22 protein-coding genes are annotated in these 24,396 nt (G+C 58.6%); 16 read left to right on the top strand and 6 right to left on the bottom strand.

Going from position 1 to position 24,396, the window contains the following annotated elements:
• Positions 1-107 precede the first annotated feature (107 nt).
• The 8 genes from ACIOU9_RS04830 (at position 108) to ACIOU9_RS04865 (ending at position 8,393) form a co-directional block, all read left to right on the top strand.
• A complete protein-coding gene (locus tag ACIOU9_RS04830; protein ID WP_105658334.1) occupies positions 108-1,136 on the top strand; it encodes a PhoH family protein in 1,029 nt (342 codons plus the stop codon).
• Entirely contained in the window at positions 1,133-1,606 is a 474-nt protein-coding gene (ybeY, locus tag ACIOU9_RS04835; protein WP_105658335.1) for an rRNA maturation RNase YbeY, read from the top strand. The genes ACIOU9_RS04830 and ybeY overlap by 4 nt, the downstream gene beginning before the upstream one ends.
• A gap of 4 nt (positions 1,607-1,610) precedes the next feature.
• Positions 1,611-2,897, top strand: coding sequence for a hemolysin family protein (locus tag ACIOU9_RS04840; protein WP_105658336.1), 1,287 nt, complete (start codon positions 1,611-1,613; stop codon positions 2,895-2,897).
• A complete protein-coding gene (gene era / locus ACIOU9_RS04845; protein WP_105658337.1) occupies positions 2,890-3,852 on the top strand; it encodes a GTPase Era in 963 nt (320 codons plus the stop codon). Before ACIOU9_RS04840 ends, era begins: the two co-directional genes overlap by 8 nt.
• A gap of 477 nt (positions 3,853-4,329) precedes the next feature.
• Positions 4,330-6,069: a 2-isopropylmalate synthase gene (gene leuA, locus ACIOU9_RS04850; protein WP_105661283.1), complete on the top strand. Its 1,740-nt coding sequence runs from the start codon at positions 4,330-4,332 to the stop codon at positions 6,067-6,069.
• A 233-nt stretch (positions 6,070-6,302) separates the two neighbouring features.
• The gene (locus ACIOU9_RS04855) at positions 6,303-6,791 is read left to right on the top strand and encodes a serine O-acetyltransferase (RefSeq protein WP_402696322.1); all 489 of its coding nucleotides are present in this window, start codon (positions 6,303-6,305) and stop codon (positions 6,789-6,791) included.
• A 49-nt stretch (positions 6,792-6,840) separates the two neighbouring features.
• Positions 6,841-7,590, top strand: coding sequence for a DNA repair protein RecO (recO, locus tag ACIOU9_RS04860; protein WP_105661281.1), 750 nt, complete (start codon positions 6,841-6,843; stop codon positions 7,588-7,590).
• Positions 7,587-8,393 (top strand): isoprenyl transferase, encoded by an 807-nt coding sequence (locus ACIOU9_RS04865; protein WP_105661280.1) that lies wholly within the window; start codon positions 7,587-7,589, stop codon positions 8,391-8,393. Before recO ends, ACIOU9_RS04865 begins: the two co-directional genes overlap by 4 nt.
• Here ACIOU9_RS04865 and ACIOU9_RS04870 read toward each other — a convergent pair.
• Positions 8,390-9,454, bottom strand: a complete 1,065-nt coding sequence (locus ACIOU9_RS04870) for an alpha/beta hydrolase (protein WP_105661279.1) — start codon at positions 9,452-9,454, stop codon at positions 8,390-8,392. The genes ACIOU9_RS04865 and ACIOU9_RS04870 overlap by 4 nt on opposite strands.
• A gap of 42 nt (positions 9,455-9,496) precedes the next feature.
• On the opposite strand from ACIOU9_RS04870, the gene ACIOU9_RS04875 reads away from it, so the two are divergent.
• A complete protein-coding gene (locus tag ACIOU9_RS04875) occupies positions 9,497-10,561 on the top strand; it encodes a quinone-dependent dihydroorotate dehydrogenase (protein ID WP_105661278.1) in 1,065 nt (354 codons plus the stop codon).
• 403 nt (positions 10,562-10,964) lie between these two features.
• Here ACIOU9_RS04875 and ACIOU9_RS04880 read toward each other — a convergent pair whose 3' ends face one another.
• Positions 10,965-11,558: a DUF3043 domain-containing protein gene (locus ACIOU9_RS04880; protein ID WP_105658342.1), complete on the bottom strand. Its 594-nt coding sequence runs from the start codon at positions 11,556-11,558 to the stop codon at positions 10,965-10,967.
• 69 nt (positions 11,559-11,627) lie between these two features.
• Here ACIOU9_RS04880 and ACIOU9_RS04885 point away from each other — a divergent pair, with 69 nt between their 5' ends.
• The 6 genes from ACIOU9_RS04885 (at position 11,628) to ACIOU9_RS04910 (ending at position 17,663) form a co-directional block, all read left to right on the top strand.
• The gene (locus ACIOU9_RS04885; protein ID WP_105661277.1) at positions 11,628-13,037 is read left to right on the top strand and encodes a dipeptidase; all 1,410 of its coding nucleotides are present in this window, start codon (positions 11,628-11,630) and stop codon (positions 13,035-13,037) included.
• A gap of 134 nt (positions 13,038-13,171) precedes the next feature.
• Complete coding sequence (locus ACIOU9_RS04890) at positions 13,172-13,546, top strand: iron-sulfur cluster assembly accessory protein (protein WP_105658344.1); 375 nt, start codon at positions 13,172-13,174, stop codon at positions 13,544-13,546.
• 172 nt (positions 13,547-13,718) lie between these two features.
• Entirely contained in the window at positions 13,719-14,642 is a 924-nt protein-coding gene (gene coxB, locus ACIOU9_RS04895; protein WP_286134304.1) for a cytochrome c oxidase subunit II, read from the top strand.
• A gap of 2 nt (positions 14,643-14,644) precedes the next feature.
• Complete coding sequence (gene ctaD / locus ACIOU9_RS04900; RefSeq protein ID WP_105658346.1) at positions 14,645-16,363, top strand: cytochrome c oxidase subunit I; 1,719 nt, start codon at positions 14,645-14,647, stop codon at positions 16,361-16,363.
• Between the two features lie 2 nt (positions 16,364-16,365).
• The gene (locus ACIOU9_RS04905) at positions 16,366-16,767 is read left to right on the top strand and encodes a cytochrome c oxidase subunit 4 (RefSeq protein ID WP_105658347.1); all 402 of its coding nucleotides are present in this window, start codon (positions 16,366-16,368) and stop codon (positions 16,765-16,767) included.
• Positions 16,768-16,880: 113 nt separating this feature from the next.
• The gene (locus ACIOU9_RS04910; protein ID WP_105658348.1) at positions 16,881-17,663 is read left to right on the top strand and encodes a GntR family transcriptional regulator; all 783 of its coding nucleotides are present in this window, start codon (positions 16,881-16,883) and stop codon (positions 17,661-17,663) included.
• Between the two features lie 1,058 nt (positions 17,664-18,721).
• On the opposite strand, the gene ACIOU9_RS04915 is transcribed toward ACIOU9_RS04910, so the two are convergent.
• The 4 genes from ACIOU9_RS04915 to ACIOU9_RS04930 form a co-directional block, all read right to left on the bottom strand.
• Positions 18,722-20,392 (bottom strand): ubiquinol-cytochrome c reductase cytochrome b subunit, encoded by a 1,671-nt coding sequence (locus ACIOU9_RS04915; RefSeq protein WP_105658350.1) that lies wholly within the window; start codon positions 20,390-20,392, stop codon positions 18,722-18,724.
• Positions 20,393-20,394: 2 nt separating this feature from the next.
• A complete protein-coding gene (locus tag ACIOU9_RS04920; RefSeq protein ID WP_105658351.1) occupies positions 20,395-21,444 on the bottom strand; it encodes a ubiquinol-cytochrome c reductase iron-sulfur subunit in 1,050 nt (349 codons plus the stop codon).
• Positions 21,445-21,515: 71 nt separating this feature from the next.
• Positions 21,516-22,310, bottom strand: coding sequence for a cytochrome c (locus tag ACIOU9_RS04925; RefSeq protein ID WP_105658352.1), 795 nt, complete (start codon positions 22,308-22,310; stop codon positions 21,516-21,518).
• A 76-nt stretch (positions 22,311-22,386) separates the two neighbouring features.
• Positions 22,387-23,025, bottom strand: a complete 639-nt coding sequence (locus ACIOU9_RS04930; protein WP_105658353.1) for a heme-copper oxidase subunit III — start codon at positions 23,023-23,025, stop codon at positions 22,387-22,389.
• Between the two features lie 286 nt (positions 23,026-23,311).
• Between ACIOU9_RS04930 and trpD the strand changes: the two genes are divergently transcribed.
• Entirely contained in the window at positions 23,312-24,379 is a 1,068-nt protein-coding gene (trpD, locus tag ACIOU9_RS04935; protein ID WP_105661275.1) for an anthranilate phosphoribosyltransferase, read from the top strand.
• The last annotated feature ends 17 nt before the right edge of the window (positions 24,380-24,396 follow it).

Below are 24,396 nucleotides of genomic sequence, written 5' to 3' on the forward strand. Positions count from 1 at the left end.
TTACGCTGAGACCTGAATTTTCTCCGGATTGGCCTGCGACTCGATAGAATGGCAAGCAGGACAAATCACGATTACCACCAAGCTCGCAAAGGGGCGCCGCGCACTGCATGCAGGTTGAACAGAATAAGGCGACAGCGGAGAACGGATCCGCATCGCTCACCATCAGTTTCGATACAGCTGAGCTCATGATTGCCACCCTCGGTCCCAATGACGAGCTCTTGCGTATTCTCTCCGGCGCCTACCCGCAGGTGAGCTTCCGCCCCAACGGCCAATCCCTGGCTCTGGTAGGTGAACCGCAGCAAGTCCGCAAGGCCCAGCGCGTCACCGAAGAAGCCCGTTCGCTGGCCACTCGCGGCTCGCGCATGAGCGCCGAAACGATCGAGCAGATCATCAAGATGCTCAGCGCCGGCAATCCGGATGCACCCACCGACGTCCTGGGCCTGAAGATCCTCTCGGGGCGCGGACGTTCCATCCGCCCCAAGACCGTGAACCAGAAGAGCTATGTCGACGCCATAGAGGATTCGACAATTACTTTCGGCATTGGCCCAGCCGGTACCGGCAAGACCTTCCTGGCCATGGCCATGGCCGTCGCCGCCTTGCAGGACAAGCAGGTCAACCGCATCATCCTGACCCGGCCTGCCGTTGAGGCAGGGGAGAAGCTGGGCTTCCTGCCGGGCTCGTTGACCGAGAAGATCGACCCGTACCTGCGCCCGCTCTACGATGCCTTGCACGACATGATCAATCCGGAAACCATTCCGCAATTGCTCGAAGCCGGAACCATTGAGGTCGCTCCGCTGGCCTATATGCGTGGACGCACCCTCAATGACGCCTTCGTGATCCTGGATGAAGCGCAGAACACCACCAGTGAACAGATGAAGATGTTCCTGACCCGCCTGGGATTCGGTTCCAAGATGGTAGTGACGGGGGATGTCACCCAGGTGGATCTGCCCAACAATGCGACCTCCGGGTTGCGCATGGCCAGCGATGTCCTTGAAGGCATCGACGACATCAGCATCTGCCGACTCGACTCTTCGGATGTGGTTCGCCACCGTCTGATTGCCGACATCGTTACTGCTTACGACCGTTGGGATGACACCCGACGCAAAGACCACAACCGGGGACGCCGCAGCAAATGAGCATTGAAGTAAATAACGAAACCGAATACGACGTCGATCTCAAGGATGTCAACGCCTTGGCAGAATCGGTGATGCGGGCAATGTTCCTGCATCCGGAAACCGAAGTATCGATCGTTTTCATCGACGAGGATGCCATGAGCGCCCTGCACGTCGAGTGGATGGACCTCGAAGGCCCCACCGATGTGATGAGCTTCCCGATGGATGAGCTGCGCCCAGGAACTGCCGGTGCGCCGGGGGAGAGCGGCATCCTTGGCGACATCGTCATCTGCCCTGCCGTCGCCGAAGCGCAGGCCAAGGCCGGGGGCCACAGCACCCACGATGAAATCCTGTTGCTGACCACCCACGGCCTGCTGCACCTCATGGGTTTCGACCACATGGAGCCAGCAGAAAAGGAAGAGATGTTTGCGCTGCAGCGCCAGCTGCTAGAGAGCTACACCGGCCGCCCCGCGCCAAAGGAAACGGTGGAATAACCCCGTGGAAATAATTTTGCTGATTCTCGCCCTTGTTTTCATGGCCTTCTCGGCCGTGCTGACTGCCGCAGACTCAGCCTTCTACGCATTATCCCGGCACGCTGCTGAACGCCTGCGCGCCGAGTCCAATTCCAAATCGCTGTCCGCAATTCTGGATGAAACAGAAACCCACGCCCAGGCAGTGAAGTTCTGGCGGATCTGGTTCGAGACCGCTTCCGCTGTCGCTGTAGCCCTGCTCGTTTCGCAGTGGATCGAGAATGTGTGGCTGATCGGCATGATCTCCACTATTGCGATGGCCGCCTTGGGATTCGTCCTGGTCAGCGTGTCGCCACGTCGCTACGGGCGTTCCAACGCCCAGAACGTCGTGCAGTCCACCGCCACCCTGGTCCGCTTCCTGCGCCTGGTGCTCGGACCCATCACCACGTGGTTGGCATCCATCGCCAAGGCGCTGAGCCCCGGCGGCGTGGATGGCGACGGCTACCTGGGCAAGGAACGACTGCGTGATCTGGTGGATCGCGCCTCCGAAGGCGAGGACCTGGATGAGGAATCGGCCGAACTGATTTCCTCGGTGATCGACTTGGAGGAGACCAGCGTTCGTTCGGTGATGGTGCCGCGCACCGACATGGTGGTGCTGGATGCGGATCATTCCTTCCACAGCGCCATGGACCTGTTCATCGCCTCGGGCTTCTCCCGCATCCCGCTGATCGGCGAGGACACCGATGATATCCAGGGCATCATCTACCTCAAGGACCTGATCCGCGAGATCCACGGTCTGCAGCAGGCCCGGACCCTGGCCGAATTGGCGCGAAAGGTCCGCTTTGTTCCCGAATCGAAGTCGGCAGCAGAGCTGATGCAGGAACTGCAGCAGGAATCCATCCACCTGGCCATCGTCATCGACGAGTACGGCGGCACCGCGGGCCTGGTGACCCTGGAAGACCTGCTTGAGGAAATCGTTGGCGAAATCGATGACGAGTATGATCGTTCGAGGGCCGAATTGATCCAGAACCCTGACGGGTCGATTTTCGCCGTGGCGGCGGCATCCATTGACGATATTGCCGACCACTTCGACATGCACATCGAGGAAGAGGACGTCGACACCGTCGGCGGCCTGCTCTCCAAGGCCTTGGAATCGGTGCCGGTACTCGGTTCCACCGCTGAAGTGCACGGCCTGCGCCTGACCGTGGTAGCCCTCGCGGGCCGCCGCAACCGTATCGGCAAAATCCATGTAGAGCGTCTGGAAACAGATGCATCCGACCATATTGAGAACGACGAGGATTCCTCACATGAGTGAAAACCACAACCTGCTTGCATCCAGCGGATGGCCTGAGGGCTTCCGCTCCGGCTTCACCTCTTTCGTAGGCCGCCCGAATGCCGGCAAGTCCACCCTGACCAATGCGCTGGTGGGCCAGAAGGTGGCCATCACCTCGGCCAAGCCGCAGACTACCCGCCACACCATCCGCGGTATCGTGCACCGCGAGGATGCGCAGTTGATCCTGGTCGATACCCCGGGCCTGCACCGTCCGCGCACCTTGCTCGGCCAGCGCCTGAATGACCTGGTCGCCGACACCCTCTCCGAGGTGGACGCGATCGGCTTCTGCATCCCGGCCAATGAGAAGATCGGCCCGGGCGACCGCTACATCGCCACGCAGCTGGCTCAGCTGCAGCGCAAGCCGATCATCGCCCTGGTCACCAAGGCTGACCTGGTGGACCGCGAACAGCTCGCGCAGCAGCTGGTTGCGGTGGCCGAGATGGGCACCCAGAACTTCGGCGAGAACGGCTTCGCCGCAATCGTTCCGGTCTCGGCTGTCAAGGAATTCCAGGTCGAAGAGGTGGCCAACGTGCTGGCAGAGCACCTGCCAGTGGGCCCGCCGCTGTACCCGGACGGCGAGCTGACCGACGAGCCGGAAGCCAAGATGGTTTCCGAGCTGATTCGCGAAGCCGCCCTTGAAGGCGTGCGCGACGAACTGCCGCACTCGCTGGCCGTCGTCGTCGAAGAGATGGTTCCCCGCGAAGGACGCAGCGAAAGCAATCCGCTGATCGACATCCACGTCTCGCTCTTCGTTGAGCGCTCCAGCCAGAAGGCCATCATCATTGGCCGTGGCGGTTCGCGCCTGCGCGAGGTCGGCACCAACGCCCGCCAGGGCATCGAGAAGCTGCTGGGCACCAAGGTCTACCTGGACCTGCATGTGAAGGTTGCCAAGGATTGGCAGCGCGACCCGAAGCAGCTTGGACGCCTCGGCTTCTAGGCTGCGCACCTCAGCGCTGGAAAATGCGCTGTTCGTCCCTCAAGACCAGACCGGTTTTGGGGGACGAGCTGGTTAACCGGCTGCTTGGCCCGCACTCTGGATCTCCCGGGCCAGCCTTTCCGCGGGAGAAGCACCGGTACGCAGCCCATGGATTCCAGCGCCGATGCTGATCGCCTCCATCCATGGACCTCCCTGGTGCTTAGCTCCATGAGCCCCATTGTTCGCCTGCTTGGGCATCCTGTCCGCCGCCTTGCGCAAGGCGGACGTCCACTATGTGACACGCAAGTGACATAAGTTTCACTTGCCTCCAAAGCGCGGTGCTATGCTCATTTCGTGCATTTCGAGCTTCTACTACTACTTAGCCGCTGCGAGGATCCAAAGGACCGCTAGTGGTCTACAGGCCGACCCCTCGTCGCGGAGTAGCTCTTGTCTGGCCCCACAAACTAAGCACTAATTTTGTCTAGGGGACCCACAGAAATGCAGAACATGCAGAAATCTTCGAACATGCCAATCCACAAGTATGTTCCATTCCAGGATCAGATCGAGGTCAATCTGCCCGATCGCACCTGGCCCGACAAGTACATCACCAAGGCCCCGCGCTGGTGCGCGGTCGACCTGCGAGATGGCAACCAGGCGCTGATCGATCCGATGAGCCCGGAGCGCAAGCACAAGATGTTCGACCTGCTGGTCGAAATGGGCTTCAAGGAAATCGAGGTCGGCTTCCCGTCGGCTTCGCAGACCGACTTCGACTTTGTCCGCCAGCTGATCGAGCGCGGCATTCCCGATGACGTGACCATCCAGGTGCTCACTCAGTCCCGCGAGCACCTGATCGAGCGCACCTACGAAGCGCTGGAAGGCGCCAAGCAGGCCATTGTCCACCTGTACAACTCCACCTCGATCCTGCAGCGCGAAGTCGTCTTCCGCCAGGACGAAGACGGCATCGTGGACATCGCCGTCCAGGGCGCCCGGTTGTGCAAGAAGTACGAAGAGCAGCTGACCGGCACCAAGATCACCTACGAGTACTCGCCAGAGTCCTACACCGGGACCGAGCTGGCCTTCGCCAAGCGCATTTCCGAGGCCGTAGCCGAGGTGCTGGAAGCGACCCCGGAAAACAAGATGATCCTGAACCTGCCGGCCACGGTGGAAATGGCTACCCCGAACGTGTACGCCGACTCCATCGAGTGGATGCACCGCAACCTGGCCAACCGCGACTCGATCATCCTCTCGCTGCACCCGCACAACGACCGCGGCACCGGAGTGGCCGCGGCAGAACTGGGCTACCTGGCCGGCGCCGACCGCATCGAAGGCTGCCTGTTCGGCAACGGCGAACGCACCGGCAACGTCGACCTGGTGACCTTGGGCATGAACATGTTCGGCCAGGGCATCGACCCGCAGATCGATTTCTCGGACATGGACCACATCCGCCGCACCGTCGAGTACTGCAACCAGCTGCCAGTGGCTGAACGCAGCCCGTACGGCGGAGATCTGGTCTTCACCGCCTTCTCCGGTTCGCACCAGGACGCGATCAAGAAGGGCCTGGAAGCGATGGAAGCCAAGGCTTCGGCTGAAGGCAAGGACATCAACGACCTGGTCTGGGCTGTTCCGTACCTGCCGATCGACCCGAAGGACATCGGCCGTTCCTACGAGGCCGTGATCCGCGTGAACTCGCAGTCCGGCAAGGGCGGGGTTGCTTACCTGCTGAAGAACGACTACAACTTGGACCTGCCGCGCCGCGCGCAGATCGAGTTCTCCGGCGTCATCCAGCGCAAGACCGATACCGAGGGCGGCGAGATCTCCTCGCAGCGCATCTGGGACGTTTTCCAGGATGAGTACCTGCCGGTCAGCGAAGATTCGGGCATGAGTCCCTGGGGCTACTACCAGATTGCTTCGGCGACCGCGGCTTCGGCGGAGGACGGAAGCTTCCGCCTGGATACCAAGCTGATCATCGACGGCGTGGCCCATGAGCGCAGCGCCCAGGGCAACGGTCCGGTCTCCGCGCTGGTCAAGCTGCTCAACGATGATGGCGTGGATCTGCGCGTGCTGGACTACTCCGAGCACGCCATGAGCGAAGGCGGCAACGCCCGCGCAGCCGCATTCGTCGAATGCGCCGTGGGCGATCGCATCCTGTGGGGCATTGGCCTGGACACCAATACCAACATTGCAGCACTGAAGGCCGTAGTTTCGGCCGTCAACCGCGCGATCCGCGACAGCAAGTAGGTCTGCGGCACCACCTTGTTGCCAGCTCAACGCCACGGCCAGCCTCACCACGCTGGCCGTGGCGTTTTGCCTTCCATATACTGCCAGGGCGGCTGGCAAGCAAGCGCCGACGAGGAAAGGGAAGAGCTTTGCCCCGTTTCATGGATGAAATCCGCGCGGTCATTGCGGGCGATCCGGCAGCACAAGGACTATTGGCCACGGCAACTACTTCAACGGGCTTGCACGCGATCTGGATGCATCGGGTTACTCACCAGCTGTGGCAGCGCAAGACAACCAGGGGTCTGTCGAAAATCATCAGGCTCATTGCCCGATCATTGACGCAAATCGACATCCATCCCTCTGCTGTTTTTGGCAGTCCCGTTCTCATCGATCACGGCACTGGTGTCGTTATCGGGCCTAATACGGTAATTGGATCCAGAACTTTGATTTACCAGGGGGCCACTATCGCGGCAGCCGGGTCTGCCGGTCCAGCTACAACCGTCATCGGCAGCGACTGCATGATTGGATCCGGTGCCACGGTATTGCGTGGCGTGCAAGTAGGTAGCCGGTGCAATATAGGAGCGAATGCCGTGGTCGCTACTGACCTGCCTGATAACTGCGTCGCTGTCGGTGTTCCCGCTCAATTCAAGTCGAGAGACACCTTGAACCCCTTTTCCTCGGGCCCGGTAGATGCCGGGTTGCTCCTGCAGCTACCGCGCCCAGGGACGAATCGACACCCATAGGAATCGTTGGATTCAGAACTTTGGGAGTTGAAGTGGGAGAATATTGTCCGTGTCCAGATCAGGTTTCGCTTCCAAGAGCTACCACACCCGTGGTTTGGTCTTGCGTACCCACAAGCTGGGAGAAGCCGATCGCATCATCACCCTGCTGACACCCAATGGGATTGTCCGTGCGGTGGCTAAGGGCGTACGCCGGACGTCGTCGCGGATGGGCGCCACGCTGGAACCGTTCATGGAAGTCGACGCGCTTCTGGTGATGGGCCGCAATCTCGATATCGTCTCGCAGGCACAGCTTCGAAATCCATACGGCCAATTGCTGGTCATGGATTACCCGAGCTACACGGTGGCCAACGCCATGTCGGAGATCGCTGAAAAACTGCTGGAAACAGAAAGCGATTCAGCCCTCCAGCAGTATCAGCTCTTCCACGGTGCGATCGCCCTGTTATCCAAGCAGCGAGTCGATTCCGGAGCCGTGCTGGACTCCTACATCTTGCGGGCCCTCTCGGTTGCTGGTTGGGCGCCGTCCTTTACCGACTGCGTGCGCTGCGGCAAGCCTGGCCCGCATCAAGCGCTCCACGTCCAGCTTGGCGGGGTCGTCTGCCCAGAATGCCGCCCCTCTGGATCGTTATCGCCGCATCCCGTCACCATTGAATATCTGCAGGCGCTGCTGGAAGGGGACTGGTCCACCGTGGCAGAAGCAGGACCTCGAGCGCGCAAGCAAGCAGCAGATATCGTGGCCAACTACTTGCAGTGGCACCTTGAGCGTGCCGTGAATTCCCTACGTCTTGTGGAGAGAAATTGAAGAAGCTTCCTAAGATCACCGGCCGCCGAGGCCCAGTTGCTCCTTATGCGCATCCGGATCATCCGCAGATGCCCGCCATTCCGCAGGAACTCATCCCTGAACACGTAGCTATCGTCATGGATGGCAATGGACGTTGGGCGAACCAGCGGGGATTGCCTCGTACCGAGGGGCACCGTGCAGGCGAAGCAGCTTTGCTTGATGTGGTGGCCGGAGCCGTGGAGCTGGGCGTCAAGTACGTCTCTGTCTACGCGTTCTCAACCGAGAACTGGAAGCGCAGCCCTGAGGAAGTGCGCTTCCTGATGGGCTTCTCACGTGATGTTCTGCGCCGCCAACGCGATACGTTGAACTCATGGGGCGTCCGCATACGCTGGTCGGGTCGAGAACCCAAGCTCTGGAAATCGGTTATCAATGAACTCAAGGAAGCCGAAGAAATCACCAAAGACAACTTGGGTTGCCAGCTGACCATGTGCGTGAACTACGGCGGGCGCGCAGAACTAGGCGACGCTGTCAGCGCGATTGCCCAGGATGTTGCAGCCGGCAGGCTTCGCGCTAGCTCGGTTGGTGAAAAGACTATCGCCAAATACCTGCATGCTCCGGAACTGCCTGATGTGGATCTTTTCCTCCGAACCAGTGGCGAGCAACGCACAAGCAACTTCCTGCTGTGGCAGTCGGCATACGCAGAGATGGTCTTCCTCGACCAGCTTTGGCCGGATGTCGACCGGCGAACGCTGTTTACCGCCGTAGAAGAATATGCCAAACGCGATCGCCGTTACGGCGGAGCTATCGACAAGCCACAGGCCTAGGACGTTTTCAGCGCTGTTCCCACCAATCGCAACCAGAGGCTTAGGTCTCGATATGCTGCGGATCTGGCGGGCTCAGCGGAGGTGAACACATCGTGCATTGCGCCCGGAATTTCGGACAAAGTAACGAAACTGCCTAGTTTCAACGCCCGCAGGCGCGTTTGCTGAACGTCGAGTACCGAATCACAGTGCTGCATGTCAGGGGAGTAGCTCGTGCCGATATGGGTGCGATCCGAGGTGAGGACGAAGATCGGCTGTTGAAGTTTCAGCCCCTTCGCAACTAGGGCATGGCCATCGAATATCGTTTTCAGCCATCCCGCGGTGTTCGGAAAAGCGATCCGTGGTCGCCATAGCCGATGAACGTCCCACTGGCCATGGCTATCAGTACTCAGCGATTGCCAGTAATGATCGAATTCTGGTCCGTTGAGCTTCCTGCGCGGATTCGTGCGAGTGATCGCTTCCATTAGGCCGTGAAAAGGAATGCGCAGGAAGGCCGTTCCCTGAAACTCAAGCCATGGAGCATTCAGGACAAGAGCTTTAATGCCCGGCGCTTGGCGCGCAAGCCACAAGCTGAGGATCAAGCCGCCCGTCGAGTGCCCTTGGGCAACCACCGGTAATTGAGGATGCTCATTACGCAGCAGTTCCAAGCTCGCATTGAGCTCCTCATCGAAGTCCGCCAAGTCATCGACATAACCAGGCAAAGCATGTTCGGCTCTCAGACTGCGTCCATGCCTGCGTAGATCAAGTGCGTAGAAGTGGTATCCATGGTGATGCCAGAAAGCTGCCAGTTCGCGGTTGTAAAAATAATCGCTCCAGCCATGCACGCTCAGAACAATTCCCTGGGCTCGTCGTCCGAGCCGATTCCTGAATCCAGCCGGGCAATAGCGGACCAAGGTCGCGACGGCCGGTCCTTCCGCATCGACGCCGAAATCCAAGGTTTGGTGCTCAAAATCAGGCCCGAGGGGATCTTCGACCCATTGCCCCGGCCTAGTTGAAGACATAAAGTCTGGCCAACTGCTGCTTTCTGGAACAACGAAGTGCTTCATATCTTGAATACTACCCATCTCAAGTTGTCTGTTTCGGGTTCTTCACGGGAAAATGGTTCCATGCGCATATACCCACTGGTCTTCAAGCACGTGTTCACCAAGATGGATCCTGAACAGGCTCACCATTTTGCATTCAACGCGATCAAGATTGCGCAACGCGCAGGGCTCACTAAGGCAGCTCGCAAGTTCTTCGCTCCGGCACCCAAGCTGAAGCGCACCGTTATGGGCATCGACTTCCCATCCCCATTCGGATTGGCTGCTGGCTTCGACAAGGGCGCCACCGGAATCCTGGCGTTGAGCGATATCGGTTTCGGCCATGTTGAAATCGGAACCGTCACCGGACAGGCCCAGTCCGGCAACCCGCAACCGCGGCTCTTCCGCTTGGTTGAGGACCGCGCGGTAATCAACCGGATGGGCTTCAACAACGAAGGCGCCGAAACTGTCGCTGCCCGTGTCGCCAGTTCTCGCCAAGAGCTCAAGACTGGTTACGCTGGAACCCGCCCGGTCATCGGCGTGAATATCGGCAAGACCAAGGTTGTAGAGCTGGAAGACGCGGTAGGGGATTACCTGGCGTCCACCCGCCAGCTGGCGATCCACGCAGATTACCTGGTCGTCAATGTTTCGAGCCCCAACACCCCGGGTCTGCGCCTGCTCCAGAGCGTTGACTCTCTTCGTCCGCTGCTTTCGGAAGTCGGCCAGTTGGCTGACAAGGTTGCCGGCCGCCATATTCCCTTGCTGGTCAAGATTGCTCCCGATCTTAGCGATGAGGATGTCGCTGACGTTGCACGCTTGGCCATGGAACTTGAACTCGACGGCATTATTGCCACCAATACGACCATCGGTCGCGAGAACTTGACCAGCGATGCGTCCAAGGTTGAAGAGATTGGCGCCGGCGGGCTATCTGGCGCTCCGCTCAAGCAGCGATCGCTTGAAGTTCTTCGCCAGTTGCGTGCACTTGTTCCGGCCGAGATGGCTCTGATCGCCGTCGGCGGCGTGGAAAATGCCGCGGATGTGAAGGAACGCCTGGACGCAGGCGCGGACCTGGTACAGGGTTACACCGCATTCCTCTACGAGGGTCCGTTCTGGGCACGTTCGATCAATAAGGACCTGGAGCACATGCTCTAGTTCTTTGGAGTGGAATTTCCCAAATGCTCCGGAATGGCTCCGATTCTCGAAGAATCGGAGCCATTCCGCGTTAACCGGGCCCATCTTCTGCGTACGTCCTGCCTGCAACAGCTTTGAACGCAACTTGGATCAGGAGACTAGGCAAGGGCAGCCGCGCTAGGGGAGAAGGTGGCAATAACGGTTGCCGACCGGGATGAATCCTTGTATCGGAGCCAACAAGGCCGCATGCTGCGAGCACGGACAGGATTGGCAGAAATGCGTCGCGGCAACGATATTCCTATCGCAGAATTTGCATCACCTTGTAGTTGGCTCCACAAATTTTGAACATTGTTATTCAACCAAGCAATTAACTAGAAAGGGGCAAGCTCAGCGAGCTTGCCCCTTTGCGGTCTAGCGGTATCGACTAGTCGATATTTGCGCCGCGCTTGACCTGTGGCTTTGGCAGGCGCAATTTGCGGAACTGCATTCCACGCATTGCCGCGTACATGCGTACGCCCTTTTCCATGTGGCCGAACTTGGCGACCAGGCGCTTCTTCAAGAGGATGGTCGTCACAATTGCTTCGATGATGATCAGTGCGATAACAACCCAGAGGGCTGCCTGCACAAACATCTGGATCTGCAGGTTGCGCTGGAACACCAGCGAGACAACCAAGAAGGCCAGGATGATGAACATCATGAACTCGCCGAACATCCAGCGAGAGTCAATGAAGTTACGGGTGTAGCGCTTCTGCTCACCCTTGTCGCGTGGCATCAGGTAGCGTTCATCGCCAGTTTCGTTGGCTAAGCGCAAACGATTCTGCGCTTCAACACGCTGTTGACGCTGGGCTTCCTTAGCGGCCTTGCGATCGGTAGGAACCAACGGGCGCTGACGGTTCGCCTGCTGCGCATTGCGCTTGGGCGTTGGACCAGTCTTGCGGCCGTCGGTTGTTTCCGGGGCCTGCTGGGCAGACTCCACATTTACGGGGGATTGAGGTTCATCCTTCTTACGTCCAAACACCCCTCTATTCTAGCCGGAAATAGTTAGCGGCGTGACATTCGATACGCGAGGAATTGCTAGGCTGAAGGCATGACCGAAAATACTACCTTCGACGCTGTTGCAAGCGGCGTCGATATTGCCGCGCTAAAAAGCCACATCGACACGAACTTCGAGAAGATCCTCGAAGAGCTCACTTCCCTGGTCGCGATCCCGAGCATCGCATGGGAATCCTTCGACCCGCAGAACCTGGAAAAATCGGCTGCGGCAGTGGCCGAATTGGCCAAGTCGGCCGGGATGGAGACCGTGGAAATCCTGCGCGAGCCTGCGCAGAACGGCGCTATGGGCGCGCCTGCCGTGGTAGCCCAGCGCAAGGCGGCACCCGGAAAGCCAACCGTGCTCCTGTACGCACACCACGACGTCCAGCCTCCTGGCAACGAGGCGGACTGGAACACCCCGGTATTCGAAGCCACGAAAGTAGGGGACCGGCTGTTCGGCCGCGGTGCCGCTGACGACAAGGCCGGCATCATGGTCCACATCGCGGCGATGCGCGCCGTGCTGGACCTCATTGGCGATTTCGGCGTCGGCGTAACCTACTTCTTCGAGGGGGAGGAAGAAGCAGGATCCCCATCATTCCGCAACTTCCTCGAAGCCCATCAGGACAAGTTGGCAGCAGATGTGATCGTAGTTGCCGACTCGTCCAACTGGTCGGTTGGAACCCCAGCACTGACCAGCTCGCTGCGCGGCATGTGCGCAGCGGAGATCACCGTTCGCTCGTTGAACCATGCAGTTCACTCGGGCATGTTTGGCGGACCAGTTCTCGATGGCCCGATTCTCGCCGCCAAGTTGATCTCCAGCTTCCACAACGAAGACGGTTCTGTTGCCGTTGCCGGCCTGGTTGCCAACGACATCGCTGAAGTCGACTTCGACGAAGCCGAATTCCGCAGGGACTCCGGCGTTCTGGAATCCTTCCAGCTTGCCGGCACCGGCAAGATCACCGACCGCTTGTGGAATAAACCAGCACTGAGCGTGATTGGAATGGATATCCCGAGTGTCGACCACTCGTCGAATACCTTGCTGCCGGCAACGCGTTTCAAGGTATCGATGCGCCTGGCCCCAGGGCAGAATCCTGCAGATGCGCTCAAGGCCCTTGAGGCACACGTCAAAAGCGTTGACCTTCGCGGTGCCGAGGTTGAATTTGTCGTCACCGAAGCAGGCAACGCCTACAAGGCGAACCTGGACGCTTCGGCAAATGACACTGCGCGCTGGGCGCTTGAACAAGCTTGGGGCGTTGTACCAGTGAATATGGGCCTGGGTGGATCAATTCCATTCATCGCAGATTTGCTGGAAGTTTTCCCGAAGGCGCAGATCCTGGTGACCGGTGTCGAGGATCCCGATTCGCGTGCGCACTCGGCCAACGAGTCGCTGCATCTAGGCGACTTCCAGCACGCAATTGAGGCTGAAGCCCTCATGCTGGCGAGGATCAACGCCAAGGGACTATGAACCGTGTCATACGGAGAGACGCAGGGGAAGAATTCTTCAGCGTAGCGACGTAGGATAGAAGCAAGAACAGAGGTGCCGGTTCCAGTAACAAATCTGGAGCTTGGTGCCGCATCGAGCAGTATGGGAGGAAAATCATGACTGCATCTGTTGACCAGACCAAGGGCGATCCAACTGAGGTGCCAACCCATGAGGTAGAGATTTCCGACGTGGCGGCGGACAAGGTTCGCTCGCTTCTGGAACAGGAAGGCCGGGATGATCTTCGTCTCCGCATCGCCGTGCAGCCAGGTGGCTGCTCGGGCCTTATCTACCAGCTTTACTTCGATGAGCGCATGCTCGACGGCGACGCGGTACGCAACTTCGATGGCGTTGAGGTCATCGTTGACAAGATGAGCGTCCCGTACCTCGCTGGCGCGTCCATTGATTTCGAGGACACCATCTCGAAGCAGGGCTTCACCATCGACAACCCGGCCGCATCGGGTTCCTGCGCCTGTGGAGATTCCTTCCACTAGGCCGTAGGGAACAAACGCCGCTGTTCAAACGTTGAAGAAATTTCTCGTTAGCACAGCGGCGTTTTTCGGCATTCTGACCCCAAAGAGGGTAAGCTCTACATTAAGTAGTAAAACTATGTTTCCCTTCGTGAGCCACCTCACCGTGCAACTCGTTTAAACCACGAGGTGACTTATGAAGACCACATTCTGCACCAACAAAGAGGAAGGGCCGTCTGTGAGTTCGCAAGACCGAACCGGCAGTCGCGGGTCCGCTAAAGCCAAAGTACTGGCTTTAGTCGGCACTGGCGCATTGCTGTTGACGGGATGTACAGCGGAGGCAAAACGCGGTTGGCTCCCAAACGTGGAGCGCGACACCACCAACCACACCGGGGCAATCCAGGATTTCTGGGTTAACTCGTGGATCGCTGTTATTGTCGTCGGCGTATTGACCTGGGGATTGATGCTCTGGTGCGTCATCGCCTACCGCCGCCGCAAGAACGATACGGGTTACCCGCGTCAGCTGAGCTACAACCTGCCATTGGAGATCTTCTACACGGCCATTCCTTTGGTCCTTGTTCTAGTCTTCTTTAGCTTCAACAACACCCTGGAAAAGCAGATCAACGCCCCTGTTGATTCTGAGGTCGTAGTCGACGTCCGAGCCAAGCAATGGTCGTGGGACTTCAACTACAGCTACCAGGGCACCGAGAAGTATTACGCCGGCGAACAGGCTCACCTGAACACCGATGGCTCGGAAGGCGTTCGCGAAGAACTGCCAACCTTGTACCTGCCAGCGGGCAAGTCGGTAACCCTTGAGCTGAATAGCCGCGATGTCATCCACTCCTTCTGGGTACCAGCCTTCTTGCAGAAGCTGGACATGATCCCAGGCAAGACCAACTACATCTACCTGACTCCACAGGTTGAAGGCAGCTACGACGGAAAGTGCGCCGAGCTTTGCGGCGAGTACCACTCCGAGATGCTCTTCAACGTCGAGGTTGTCAATGAGTCCGAGTTCAAGGCTCAGCTGGCAAAGATGGAAGATGGACACATTGGTGAAGAGTACGACCGTAAGCCAGATGTTGTTAACGGCGTCGTAGTAGAGCACGGGGAAGGAGAGTAATCATGACAACGTTTGAATATGCAACTGACGACGTGAAGTCGATTGCTCCAGCCGTAGTGCCGAAGTCCAAGGGTCGTCTGTTCGTCGACTACATTACTTCGACCGACCACAAGAAGATCGGGTACATGTACCTGATCAGCTCGTTCATCCTGTTCTGTGTCGGTGGCGTTATGGCGCTGCTGATTCGTGCAGAGCTGTTCGAACCAGGCATGCAGATCCTGCAGACCAAGGAACAGTACAACCAGCTGTTCACCATGCACGGCACTGTCATGCTCTTGATGTTCGCAACCCCGCTGTTCGCAGGTTTCGCCAACGTCATGATGCCCCTGCAGATCGGTTCCCCGGATGTGGCCTTCCCACGTCTGAATGCATTGGCTTTCTGGTTCTTCTCGCTGGGCTCGCTGATCGCTCTGGCCGGCTACCTCACCCCCCAGGGTGCAGCTAGCTTCGGTTGGTTCGCTTACGCTCCGCTGTCGAACACCACCTTCTCGCCAGGAATCGGCGGAGACCTCTGGGTCTTCGGCCTTGCACTGTCGGGCTTCGGTACCATCCTTGGCGCCGTCAACTTCATCACCACGATCATCTGCCTGCGTGCACCTGGCATGACCATGTGGCGCATGTCGATCTTCTCGTGGAACACCTTGATCACCTCGTTGCTGGTCCTGATGGCTTTCCCGCCACTGGCAGCTGCGCTGTTCGCACTGGGTGCAGACCGCCGCTTCGGTGCCCACATCTTCGACCCAGAGAATGGCGGTGCCGTACTATGGCAGCACCTGTTCTGGTTCTTCGGGCACCCTGAGGTCTACATCATTGCTTTGCCGTTCTTCGGCATCGTCTCCGAGATCTTCCCAGTGTTCTCCCGCAAGCCGATCTTCGGCTACAAGGGCCTGGTCTTCGCGACCATCTCGATTGCTGCACTGTCGGTTTCCGTGTGGGCACACCACATGTACGTCACTGGCTCGGTAATGCTGCCGTTCTTCGGCTTCATGACCATGCTGATCGCAGTTCCAACCGGTGTGAAGTTCTTCAACTGGATCGGAACCCTGTGGCGCGGCTCGATCACCTTCGAAACCCCAATGCTCTGGAGCATGGGCTTCATGATCACCTTCCTGTTCGGCGGTCTGACCGGTATTATCCTGTCGGCTCCGTCGCTGGACTTCCACGTATCGGATACCTACTTCGTTGTGGCTCACTTCCACTACGTAGTCTTCGGTACCGTTGTGTTCGCGATGTTCGCTGGCTTCTACTTCTGGTGGCCGAAGTGGACCGGCAAGATGCTCAACGAGCGTCTTGGCAAGATTCACTTCTGGTTGCTGTTCATCGGCTTCCACGGCACCTTCCTGATCCAGCACTGGCTGGGCGTTATGGGCATGCCACGTCGCTACGCCGACTACATGCCTGAAGATGGCTTCACCACCATGAACCAGGTTTCGACCGTCTTCGCATTCATTCTGGGTGCGTCGATGATTCCATTCTTCTGGAACGTGTGGGTAACCCACCGAAACGCCAAGAAGGTCGAAGTAGATGATCCATGGGGCTTCGGCGCATCGCTGGAATGGGCAACTTCTTGCCCTCCACCACGCCACAACTTCCACTCGATCCCTCGCATCCGTTCCGAGCGTCCGGCACTGGATCTGCACCACCCGGAACTGAGTGGACGGGTAACCCCCGAAACTCCGGTTGCGAAGATCTTCGGCTCGGCTGACCAGAAGGACGTGTAACGATGAAAGTTGAATCCTGGATTTTCCTGGGTGGCGTCTTCTTCTTCACCCCAGTAGCGATTGTCTACGGTTACATGACCAACTGGAGCGAATGGGTCGGATTCCTGGCATTGCTGATGCTGGTCGCATTGTCCGCGATGGTAGGTGGCTACTTGCTATTCACCGCTAAGCGCGTTGGCAACAGGCCCGAGGACCGCGTGGATGGCGAAATCCACGAGAACGCCGGCGATATCGGAATGTTCTCCCCATGGAGCTGGTGGCCACTGGTCCTGGCTTCGGCTGCAGCGATTGGCTTCCTTGGCCTCGCTGTGGGCTGGTGGGTCTTCTTCATCGGCGCCGGTTTGGCCGTCGTTGGCGTGACCGGCTGGGTTTACGAATACAGCCGTGGCGATCACGCTCACTAGGCAGTAACCCTAACGGGACGACAAGCAATTTTGCTTGTCGTCCCGTTAGTCTTTTAATAGGGGTTCCTCGATGGCGATAGGCCGTCAGGATATTTGGATCAAGGAGAAGCAGCATGCGCCACGCACCGCAGCCACATGTCCAGGCGCACCTTGATCCGGCCAGCCGGCAAAGCAAATACCGGCAAATCCGAGAGATTCTCAAGACCCATGCGCGCGAGGCCTGCAAACCCGGCTACAAGCTTCCGCCCGAACGCGTGCTGGCAGAGCACTTCGGCGTGGCCCGCAAGACCATCCGCCAAGCCATCGATGCCTTGGTGGATGAACAAGTGCTCAAACGCGTAGTGGGAATCGGCACGTTCGTCGTGCCCGAAAAATTGGACCTTCGTGTCCGCCTGCATTCCTACTCCGAAGATATGATGCGCCGCGGCATGGTTCCCGATGCCCATGTACTCGAATTCGCGGAGATCAAAGCCAGCGCCACCTTGGCTTCGCAGCTGATGGTGGAGGAGGGTACTGCCGTAGTCCAGTTCAAGCGCCTGCTGCTGGCCGATGGCACCCCCATGAGCCTGGACGAGAACTATATGCCTGCCGATCTCGTGCCTGGCTTTGTGGATGGCGAGCCGCCGTCAAAGCTCTATCAGGCATTGCACGAGCGCTATGGCATCTTGCTCGAATGGGGTGAGGACCAGGTGGAAAGCACTGCGGCGAGCAAGCGGCAAGCCGTGCTCCTGGGCGTAGAACCAGGCTTCCCGCTCCTGCAGATCACCCGGTATGCCTACATCGGCGATCGGCTAGCCGACTACTCGGTTTCGCTCTACCGCTCAGACCGCTACAAGCTCTTCGTGCCGTTGCAGCGAGTGGGCACACGCACGCCTCGCTACACCGATACTTTCTAGGCCTGGCCTGGCCAGGCGGCCGGCTGCTTCGATTTCGACGGGCAAGTACCAGGCAAACCCGTCAACCATGCCCAAGGATGCCATATCTGCCGTTCAAAATGGTTCCGGGCATCAACTACTGAATAAGCACTCCCGCAGCCTGGTCCGCCGGTTTGGAGCTATAGCAGGAGCAAGCAGGTTTCCCGCACACGGAAGAAGATCGCGGCGCAAGCTCAAAGCCGCTTCAAGGCAGCAGGACATGGAATGTCGACGGAAGTTGAAAAGTGGACACTCCAGCCGCCCTGTCCAGTGGGAAACCAGCCACACTGGTGCGATAGGCCGTAGCGAAGATCCAATATATCCCTAGATCACACAGTCTTGTTTGCAGCGTGATTCTGCCATCCGGTCGATGCGTCCAGAGTTATTCCGTCATCCAATTCAAACGATTCTGAAGCAGGACTGGAGGTCATGGTGCCTGCCGGGCATTCTTTCTGGCAGGGGAGCAGCCTTTGGAAGAGCGCTCTGGATATCGGCTCGGCCATGCCGAGCGCCAAAACGGGAGTCTGAACTGCTGCATTCGAAGTCTTGGCGAACGTGATTGCGGAACTGAGCTCGTCCCCAGTCTGGAGGGCCTTCGCTGGAAAGACGAATGCACTGAGCAGCTCTCCGCTCCGGTTCGGCCCGGGACGACACCGGGCAGCTGCGCCAGTCGCAACTGGCATTGGCGTGCAGCATTCGATTCCAGCCGATCCAGAATGGCTGCACTGCAGGCCGGCAGTAGCACTCAGCCCCGAACGGCATTTCTGACTGAAGTGCCAAACAGGATGGCCAATTCTTCTCCGCACTGGGGAGCGCAGCTCGATACGCGGCTAGGGGAGCAGGAACGGACTTTCCACCCTGAGCACCCGGCAGTGCCAGATGGCGTTCTAAGCTACTGGAATTTCGATGGGCGTCCACCATGCGTCTTCGGAGCGCTCACCGGCGCTAGGCTCACTGGGACCCCTGGGAAAGCCGGGTTAACGAAAGGAGGGACACACCGCAAGGTGTGTCCCTCCTTTTGTGACTAACTCAGGTCGCTATTACTTGGCGATCGAGTCCTGCGTGTCACCCTCAACCTCATGGTGGCCGTGGGCTGCATGAGCAGCTTCCAGCTCCGATGGGGTTACCGGGGCGACGCGATCTTCGAAGAAGAACTTCGAGATTGCTGCACGACGCTTCTCCGAACCGGAGACGTGTCCTGCTGCGTCAGGCTGAGCCGGGATGTACTGGCGATCAACGTAGTTGGTCAGCAGGTAACGCTTGTAGACGTCAACTTCCTCGTGCTTCTCCGAGAAGCCGCCCTCAGGCGACATCTGGATGATGCCAGCTTCGCGGCCGTGCAGGACGATCTCGCGATCCTTGCGCTGCAGCGACAGGCAGATACGGCGAGTCAACCAGAAGGCGAAGATTGGGCCCAGGAAGAACAGCGTACGCAGCCAGTAGGTGACATCGTTCAGCGACACGTGGAAGTGGGTCGCGATCAAGTCCGAGGAAGCAGCAGCCCACATGACGCAGTAGAAGACTACGCCGGCAGCGCCCACTGCGGTTCGGAATGGAGCGTTGCGTGGACGGTCGAGCAGGTGGTGCTCGCGGTTGTCCTTGGTGATCCAGCGTTCGATCCACGGCCATGCGAACATCACTGCGAACAGTGCGCCTGCAGGAACCAGTGCTGGCAGCAGTACCGACATCACCAGGGTGTTATCGCCCCATGGGAATGGAATGATCCATTCGAAGCTGAAGTTGCCCAGGTAACCTGGCATCAAGCGCAGCGCGCCATCGACGAAACCGATGTACCAGTCCGGCTGGGTACCAGCCGAAACAGGAGATGGGTCATATGGACCGTAGTTCCATACCGGGTTGATCTGGAACAGGCCAGCAATGAATGCCACGATGCCGAAGACGATGAAGAAGAATCCACCGGCCTTGGCTGCGTATACCGGACCAACAGGGAAGCCAACAACGTTGTCGTTGGTGCGGCCTGGGCCAGGGTACTGGGTGTGCTTGTGGGTCACGACCATGAACAGGTGCACAACGATCAGCAAGATGATGACCGCAGGAACAATCATGATGTGCAACGAGTACAGTCGCGGAATCACGGTATCGCCAGGGAACTCGCCGCCGAAGAAGAACATCGACAGGTAGGTGCCGACGATCGGCAGTGCCTTCATGACGCCATCGATAATGCGCAGGCCGTTACCGGACAGCAGATCATCTGGCAGGGAGTAGCCGGTGAAGCCGGCAGCAAGACCCATGATCAGCAGCACGCCGCCGACAACCCAGTTCAGTTCACGTGGGCGACGGAATGCGCCGGTGAAGAATACGCGCAGCATGTGCACGGACAGGGAAGCGACGAACAGCAGTGCCGACCAGTGGTGTACCTGTCGCATGAACAGGCCGCCGCGCACGTCGAAGGAGATATCCATGGTCGAGGCCATAGCCGTCGACATGCCGATACCCTTCATCGGTACGTACGAGCCGTCGTAGACGACGTGAGCCATGGACGGATCGAAGAAGAAGGTCAGGAAGGTGCCCGAGAGCAGCAGCAGTACGAAGGTGTACATTGCCACTTCGCCGAACATGAACGACCAGTGGTCCGGGAAGATCTTGCGACCGAATTCCTTGACCATGCCCGAAGCGCCGACGCGGGAATCCACGAAGTTGGCGATGCGACCGGTAGCGGTCGATGCCTGGTATTCGTTAGTCGTCGTCATGATTAACCACGCTCCCAGTAGGACGGGCCAACTGGTTCGTGGAAGTCACTCTGAGCTACCAGGTAGCCCTCGGAGTCCACGGTAATTGGCAGCTGTGGCAGTGCGTGGCCAGCTGGGCCGAAGATGACCTTGCATTCCTGCGTCAGGTCGAAGGTCGACTGGTGGCAAGGGCACAGCAAGTGGTGGGTGTGCTGCTCGTACAGAGCAATCGGGCAACCCACGTGGGTGCAAATCTTGGAGTATGCGACGATGCCGTCGACGTTCCAGGTTTCGCGTCCCTCGGAGATCTGCATTTCTGCTGGATCCATGCGCATCAGCAGAACGACGGCCTTGGCCTTTTCGTTCAGCGGGTGCTCGGTCTCGTTGAGGCCTTCTGGGATCACGTGGAATGCGGAACCGATCTGCACATCCGAAGCCTTGATCGGGGTACCAGATGGGTCGCGGGTCAGACGGATGCCCTTGTCCCACATGGTGTGGCGCAGGGAATCGATCATCTCGTTCGCGGTGTTACCGGTGCGATCCAGGTCGCGGAACATGAAGATTGCTGGGATTGGCGCCAAGGCGATGGCACCGATCAGGGTATTGCGGATCAGCGGACGACGCTTGATGCCGGACTCTTCGAGCACGGTATCGATGATTTCGACGGCATCCTGGCGATCTTCTTCCGAGCGGATCTCGTGGCGCATTTCCATGAGCTCGTGATCCGGCATCAGGGTCTTGGCCCAGTGAACAATACCCACACCGATACCGAGCATCGCGAAAGCGGTGCCCAGTCCCAGTGCAGCGTTCTGCACACGCAGTTCAGCGAAGGTCATCTCGCCCAGGTGGCCCAGGACGAAGTAGGCCACGAAGAAGAAGAGCGTGCCGATGATGGAGATGGTAAATAGGAGCGCTACTTGACGCTCATGTCGCTTGGCTGCGCGCGGATCGCGGTCTGCGAGACGCGGACGATGGGGTGGTAAGCCCGGATCTGGGAATCGATCCTGAGCTACATCGTCAGCCTTAGCAACGGTGCCCGAGTTTTCGGGACTGCCGTGACTATGGTCGCCCATGTTTCTCTCTCATCCTTCTGTTAGGAATTTATGTACGTAGTGATGGTTACGGCCGAGGCCGCGTGTTTGCCTTAGGAAGGACGCGAGGTCAACCAAATGGTGAAGGCAATGATGATACCCAGACCTGCGGTCCAGGTGAACAGGCCTTCAGCAACTGGACCCAGGGAGCCCAGGGCTGCACCGCCAGCGGAACCATTTGCTTCAATGGTCTTCAGGAAGGTGATAACGTCACGCTTCTCTTCTGGGGTGATGTTCGAGTCGTTGAACACTGGCATGTTCTGTGGGCCGGTAGCCATCGCTTCGTAGATGTGCTTCTCGGATACACCGGTCAGGGTTGGTGCGAACTTGCCGCGGGTCAACGCGCCACCGGCAGCAGCCGCGTTGTGGCACATTGCGCAGTTCACACGGAAGACGGTGCCACCGTGGGCGGCGTCGCCCTGGGTGGTATCCAAGTATTCCTCATCAGGGATCGCTGGGCCTGCACCCAGGCTTGCAACATACGCTGCCAGCTGGGAGATCTGCTCGTCGTCGAACTGTACTGGCTTGACCTGGGCCTGCGGGCCCTGCATCTGCATCGGCATACGGCCGGTGCCGACCTGGAAGTCAACAGAAGCCGCGCCAACGCCGATCAGCGATGGACCGGAGTCAGAGCCTTCGGCATTCATGCCGTGGCAAGTAGCGCAGTTGGCGACGAAAAGCTTCTGACCTTCTTCTACATCGGCCTGCGATGCAGAAGTGGTCTCAGCTGCCTTCGCTTCGCTGATGTTACCGGCTGCAGTGTAAAGACTGCCGGTAATCAGCAATCCGAACAGAAGCAGGGCCACAGCGGCGAGCGGGTGGCGGCGCTTTTTCGAAAGAGCCTTCACTTGCTGGTTCCTCACTTAGTTTCTTTGGTGTGGTGTTGCCGTACTTCTTGTTGAGGCAACTAATGAATTTAAGTTGCTACTTCAAGAAGTAGATGATCGCGAACAGGGCGATCCAAACAACGTCAACGAAGTGCCAGTAGTAGGACACGACGATGGAGCCGGTTGCTTCGAAGTGACCAAACTTCTTAGCCAGCATCGCACGACCAATGATCAGCAAGAATGCAATCAGACCACCAGCGACGTGAATGCCGTGGAAGCCGGTCGTAATGTAGAAGGCCGAAGCGTAGGAGTTCGAGTCGAATGCCACGCCCTCGCTAACGAGGACAGCGTATTCGTAGGCCTGAACCGAAACGAAGATCGCGCCAAGGATGAAGGTAAGAATGAACCATTCAATCATTCCCCATTCCTTGAAGTTGAAAAGCCCACCGGAACGGCGAGGCTTGAATTCTTCGGCACGGAACACGCCTAGCTGGCACGAGAACGAGCTGGACACCAGGATGATGGTGTTAACCAGCGCGAACGGCACGTTGAGCTTGGCAGTTTCAGTCGCCCATAGTTCGGGCGCGGCAGCCCGGAGGCTGAAGTACATGGCGAAGAGGGCGGCGAAGAACATGAGCTCGCTGGAGAGCCACACCATCGTTCCCACCGACACCATGTTTGGGCGGTTCGGCGCATGTGGCGCCGTCGTATTTGGGGCATGAGTCGCAGTTGTCACACTGACATTATGTCTCTAAATGCCCCTCAGATACCAATGCAAAAGCGGGTTGGCAGAGGTTTGTTGCGCCACATCTTGGCAACATCCGCGGAAACATGCGGAAGTACAGAGAAAACTCTTTCTACAATTCGTAGAGCTTCGTCCGGCGAGTCTCACGAAACAATCATTTATGCAACGAAAGTGTTTCGTATTTAACCCCAGAAACTAGGCATTTTTAGCGACCTGAGCCACATCATCTAACGACATGAATTGGGTAGCGCCCCGGTGTCTGGATAGGCTTTCCCATGTGTCAACGAGCCTTGTAAACGAAAAGTTCCCGACGTGGCCAGATCTATTGGCCACCCTGATCAACGGTGGCGATCTCAGCCGCGAACAGGCCGCTTGGGCAATGAATGAGATCATGTCCGGCGAGGCGAGCGACGTTCAGATTGCCGGGTTCCTGGTTGCACTGCGATCCAAGGGTGAGACCGTGGCCGAATTGACCGGCTTGGTGGACTCCATGGTCGCCAATGCGCGCCCTTTGACCATCGATGCACAAACTTTGGACATTGTTGGGACCGGTGGCGATCGCCAGAACACGGTCAACATCTCAACGATGGCCACACTGGTGTGCGCTGGCGCCGGCGTGAGCATAGTTAAACACGGCAACCGCGCATCCTCTTCGTCCTCGGGTTCCGCCGACGTGCTTGAAGCATTGGGCGTCCGCCTGGAGGTACCAATCGAGCGCCTTGTAGAGGTGTACGACAAGGTTGGGATTGCGTTCTGCTTCGCCAACGTCTTCCATCCCTCGATGCGCCACGTTGCCGGAGCACGCCGTCAATTGCGCATACCAACCGCTTTCAACTTCATGGGCCCCTTGACCAATCCCGCATTGCCCAGCGCATCCGCCATCGGCTGCTCCGACATGGTCATGGCACCAATCATGGCGGGCGTTCTTGCAAGCCGTGGCGTGCGTGGCCTGGTCTTCCGCGGGGATGACGGACTGGATGAACTAACCACCACTGCAGCTAACCGCGTCTGGGAAGTGCGCAACGGCACGGTCACCGAGTTCACGTTCGATGCCCAGGACGTGGGATTTGCCCGTGCGACGCTTAATGATCTGCGCGGTGGAGATGCACTACATAACGCAGGGGTTGTACGAGATGTCATCTCCGGGACTCCCGGACCCGTTCGAGATGCGGTCCTCCTGAACGCGGCTGCCGGAATGGTGGCTTACAGCGATACTGCTGAAGGCAGTTTCGAAGATCGCATGCGGGCGGCGATTGGGAAAGCGGCGCATTCCATCGATTCCGGTGCGGCGGAGGCGACCTTGGAAGCCTGGTCCTCAACGACCCAGGCGATCGTAGGCGCGTAGCACCGTCAGATGCCAAC

This window comes from Glutamicibacter sp. NPDC087583 (assembly GCF_044743685.1).
Taxonomy (GTDB): domain Bacteria; phylum Actinomycetota; class Actinomycetes; order Actinomycetales; family Micrococcaceae; genus Glutamicibacter.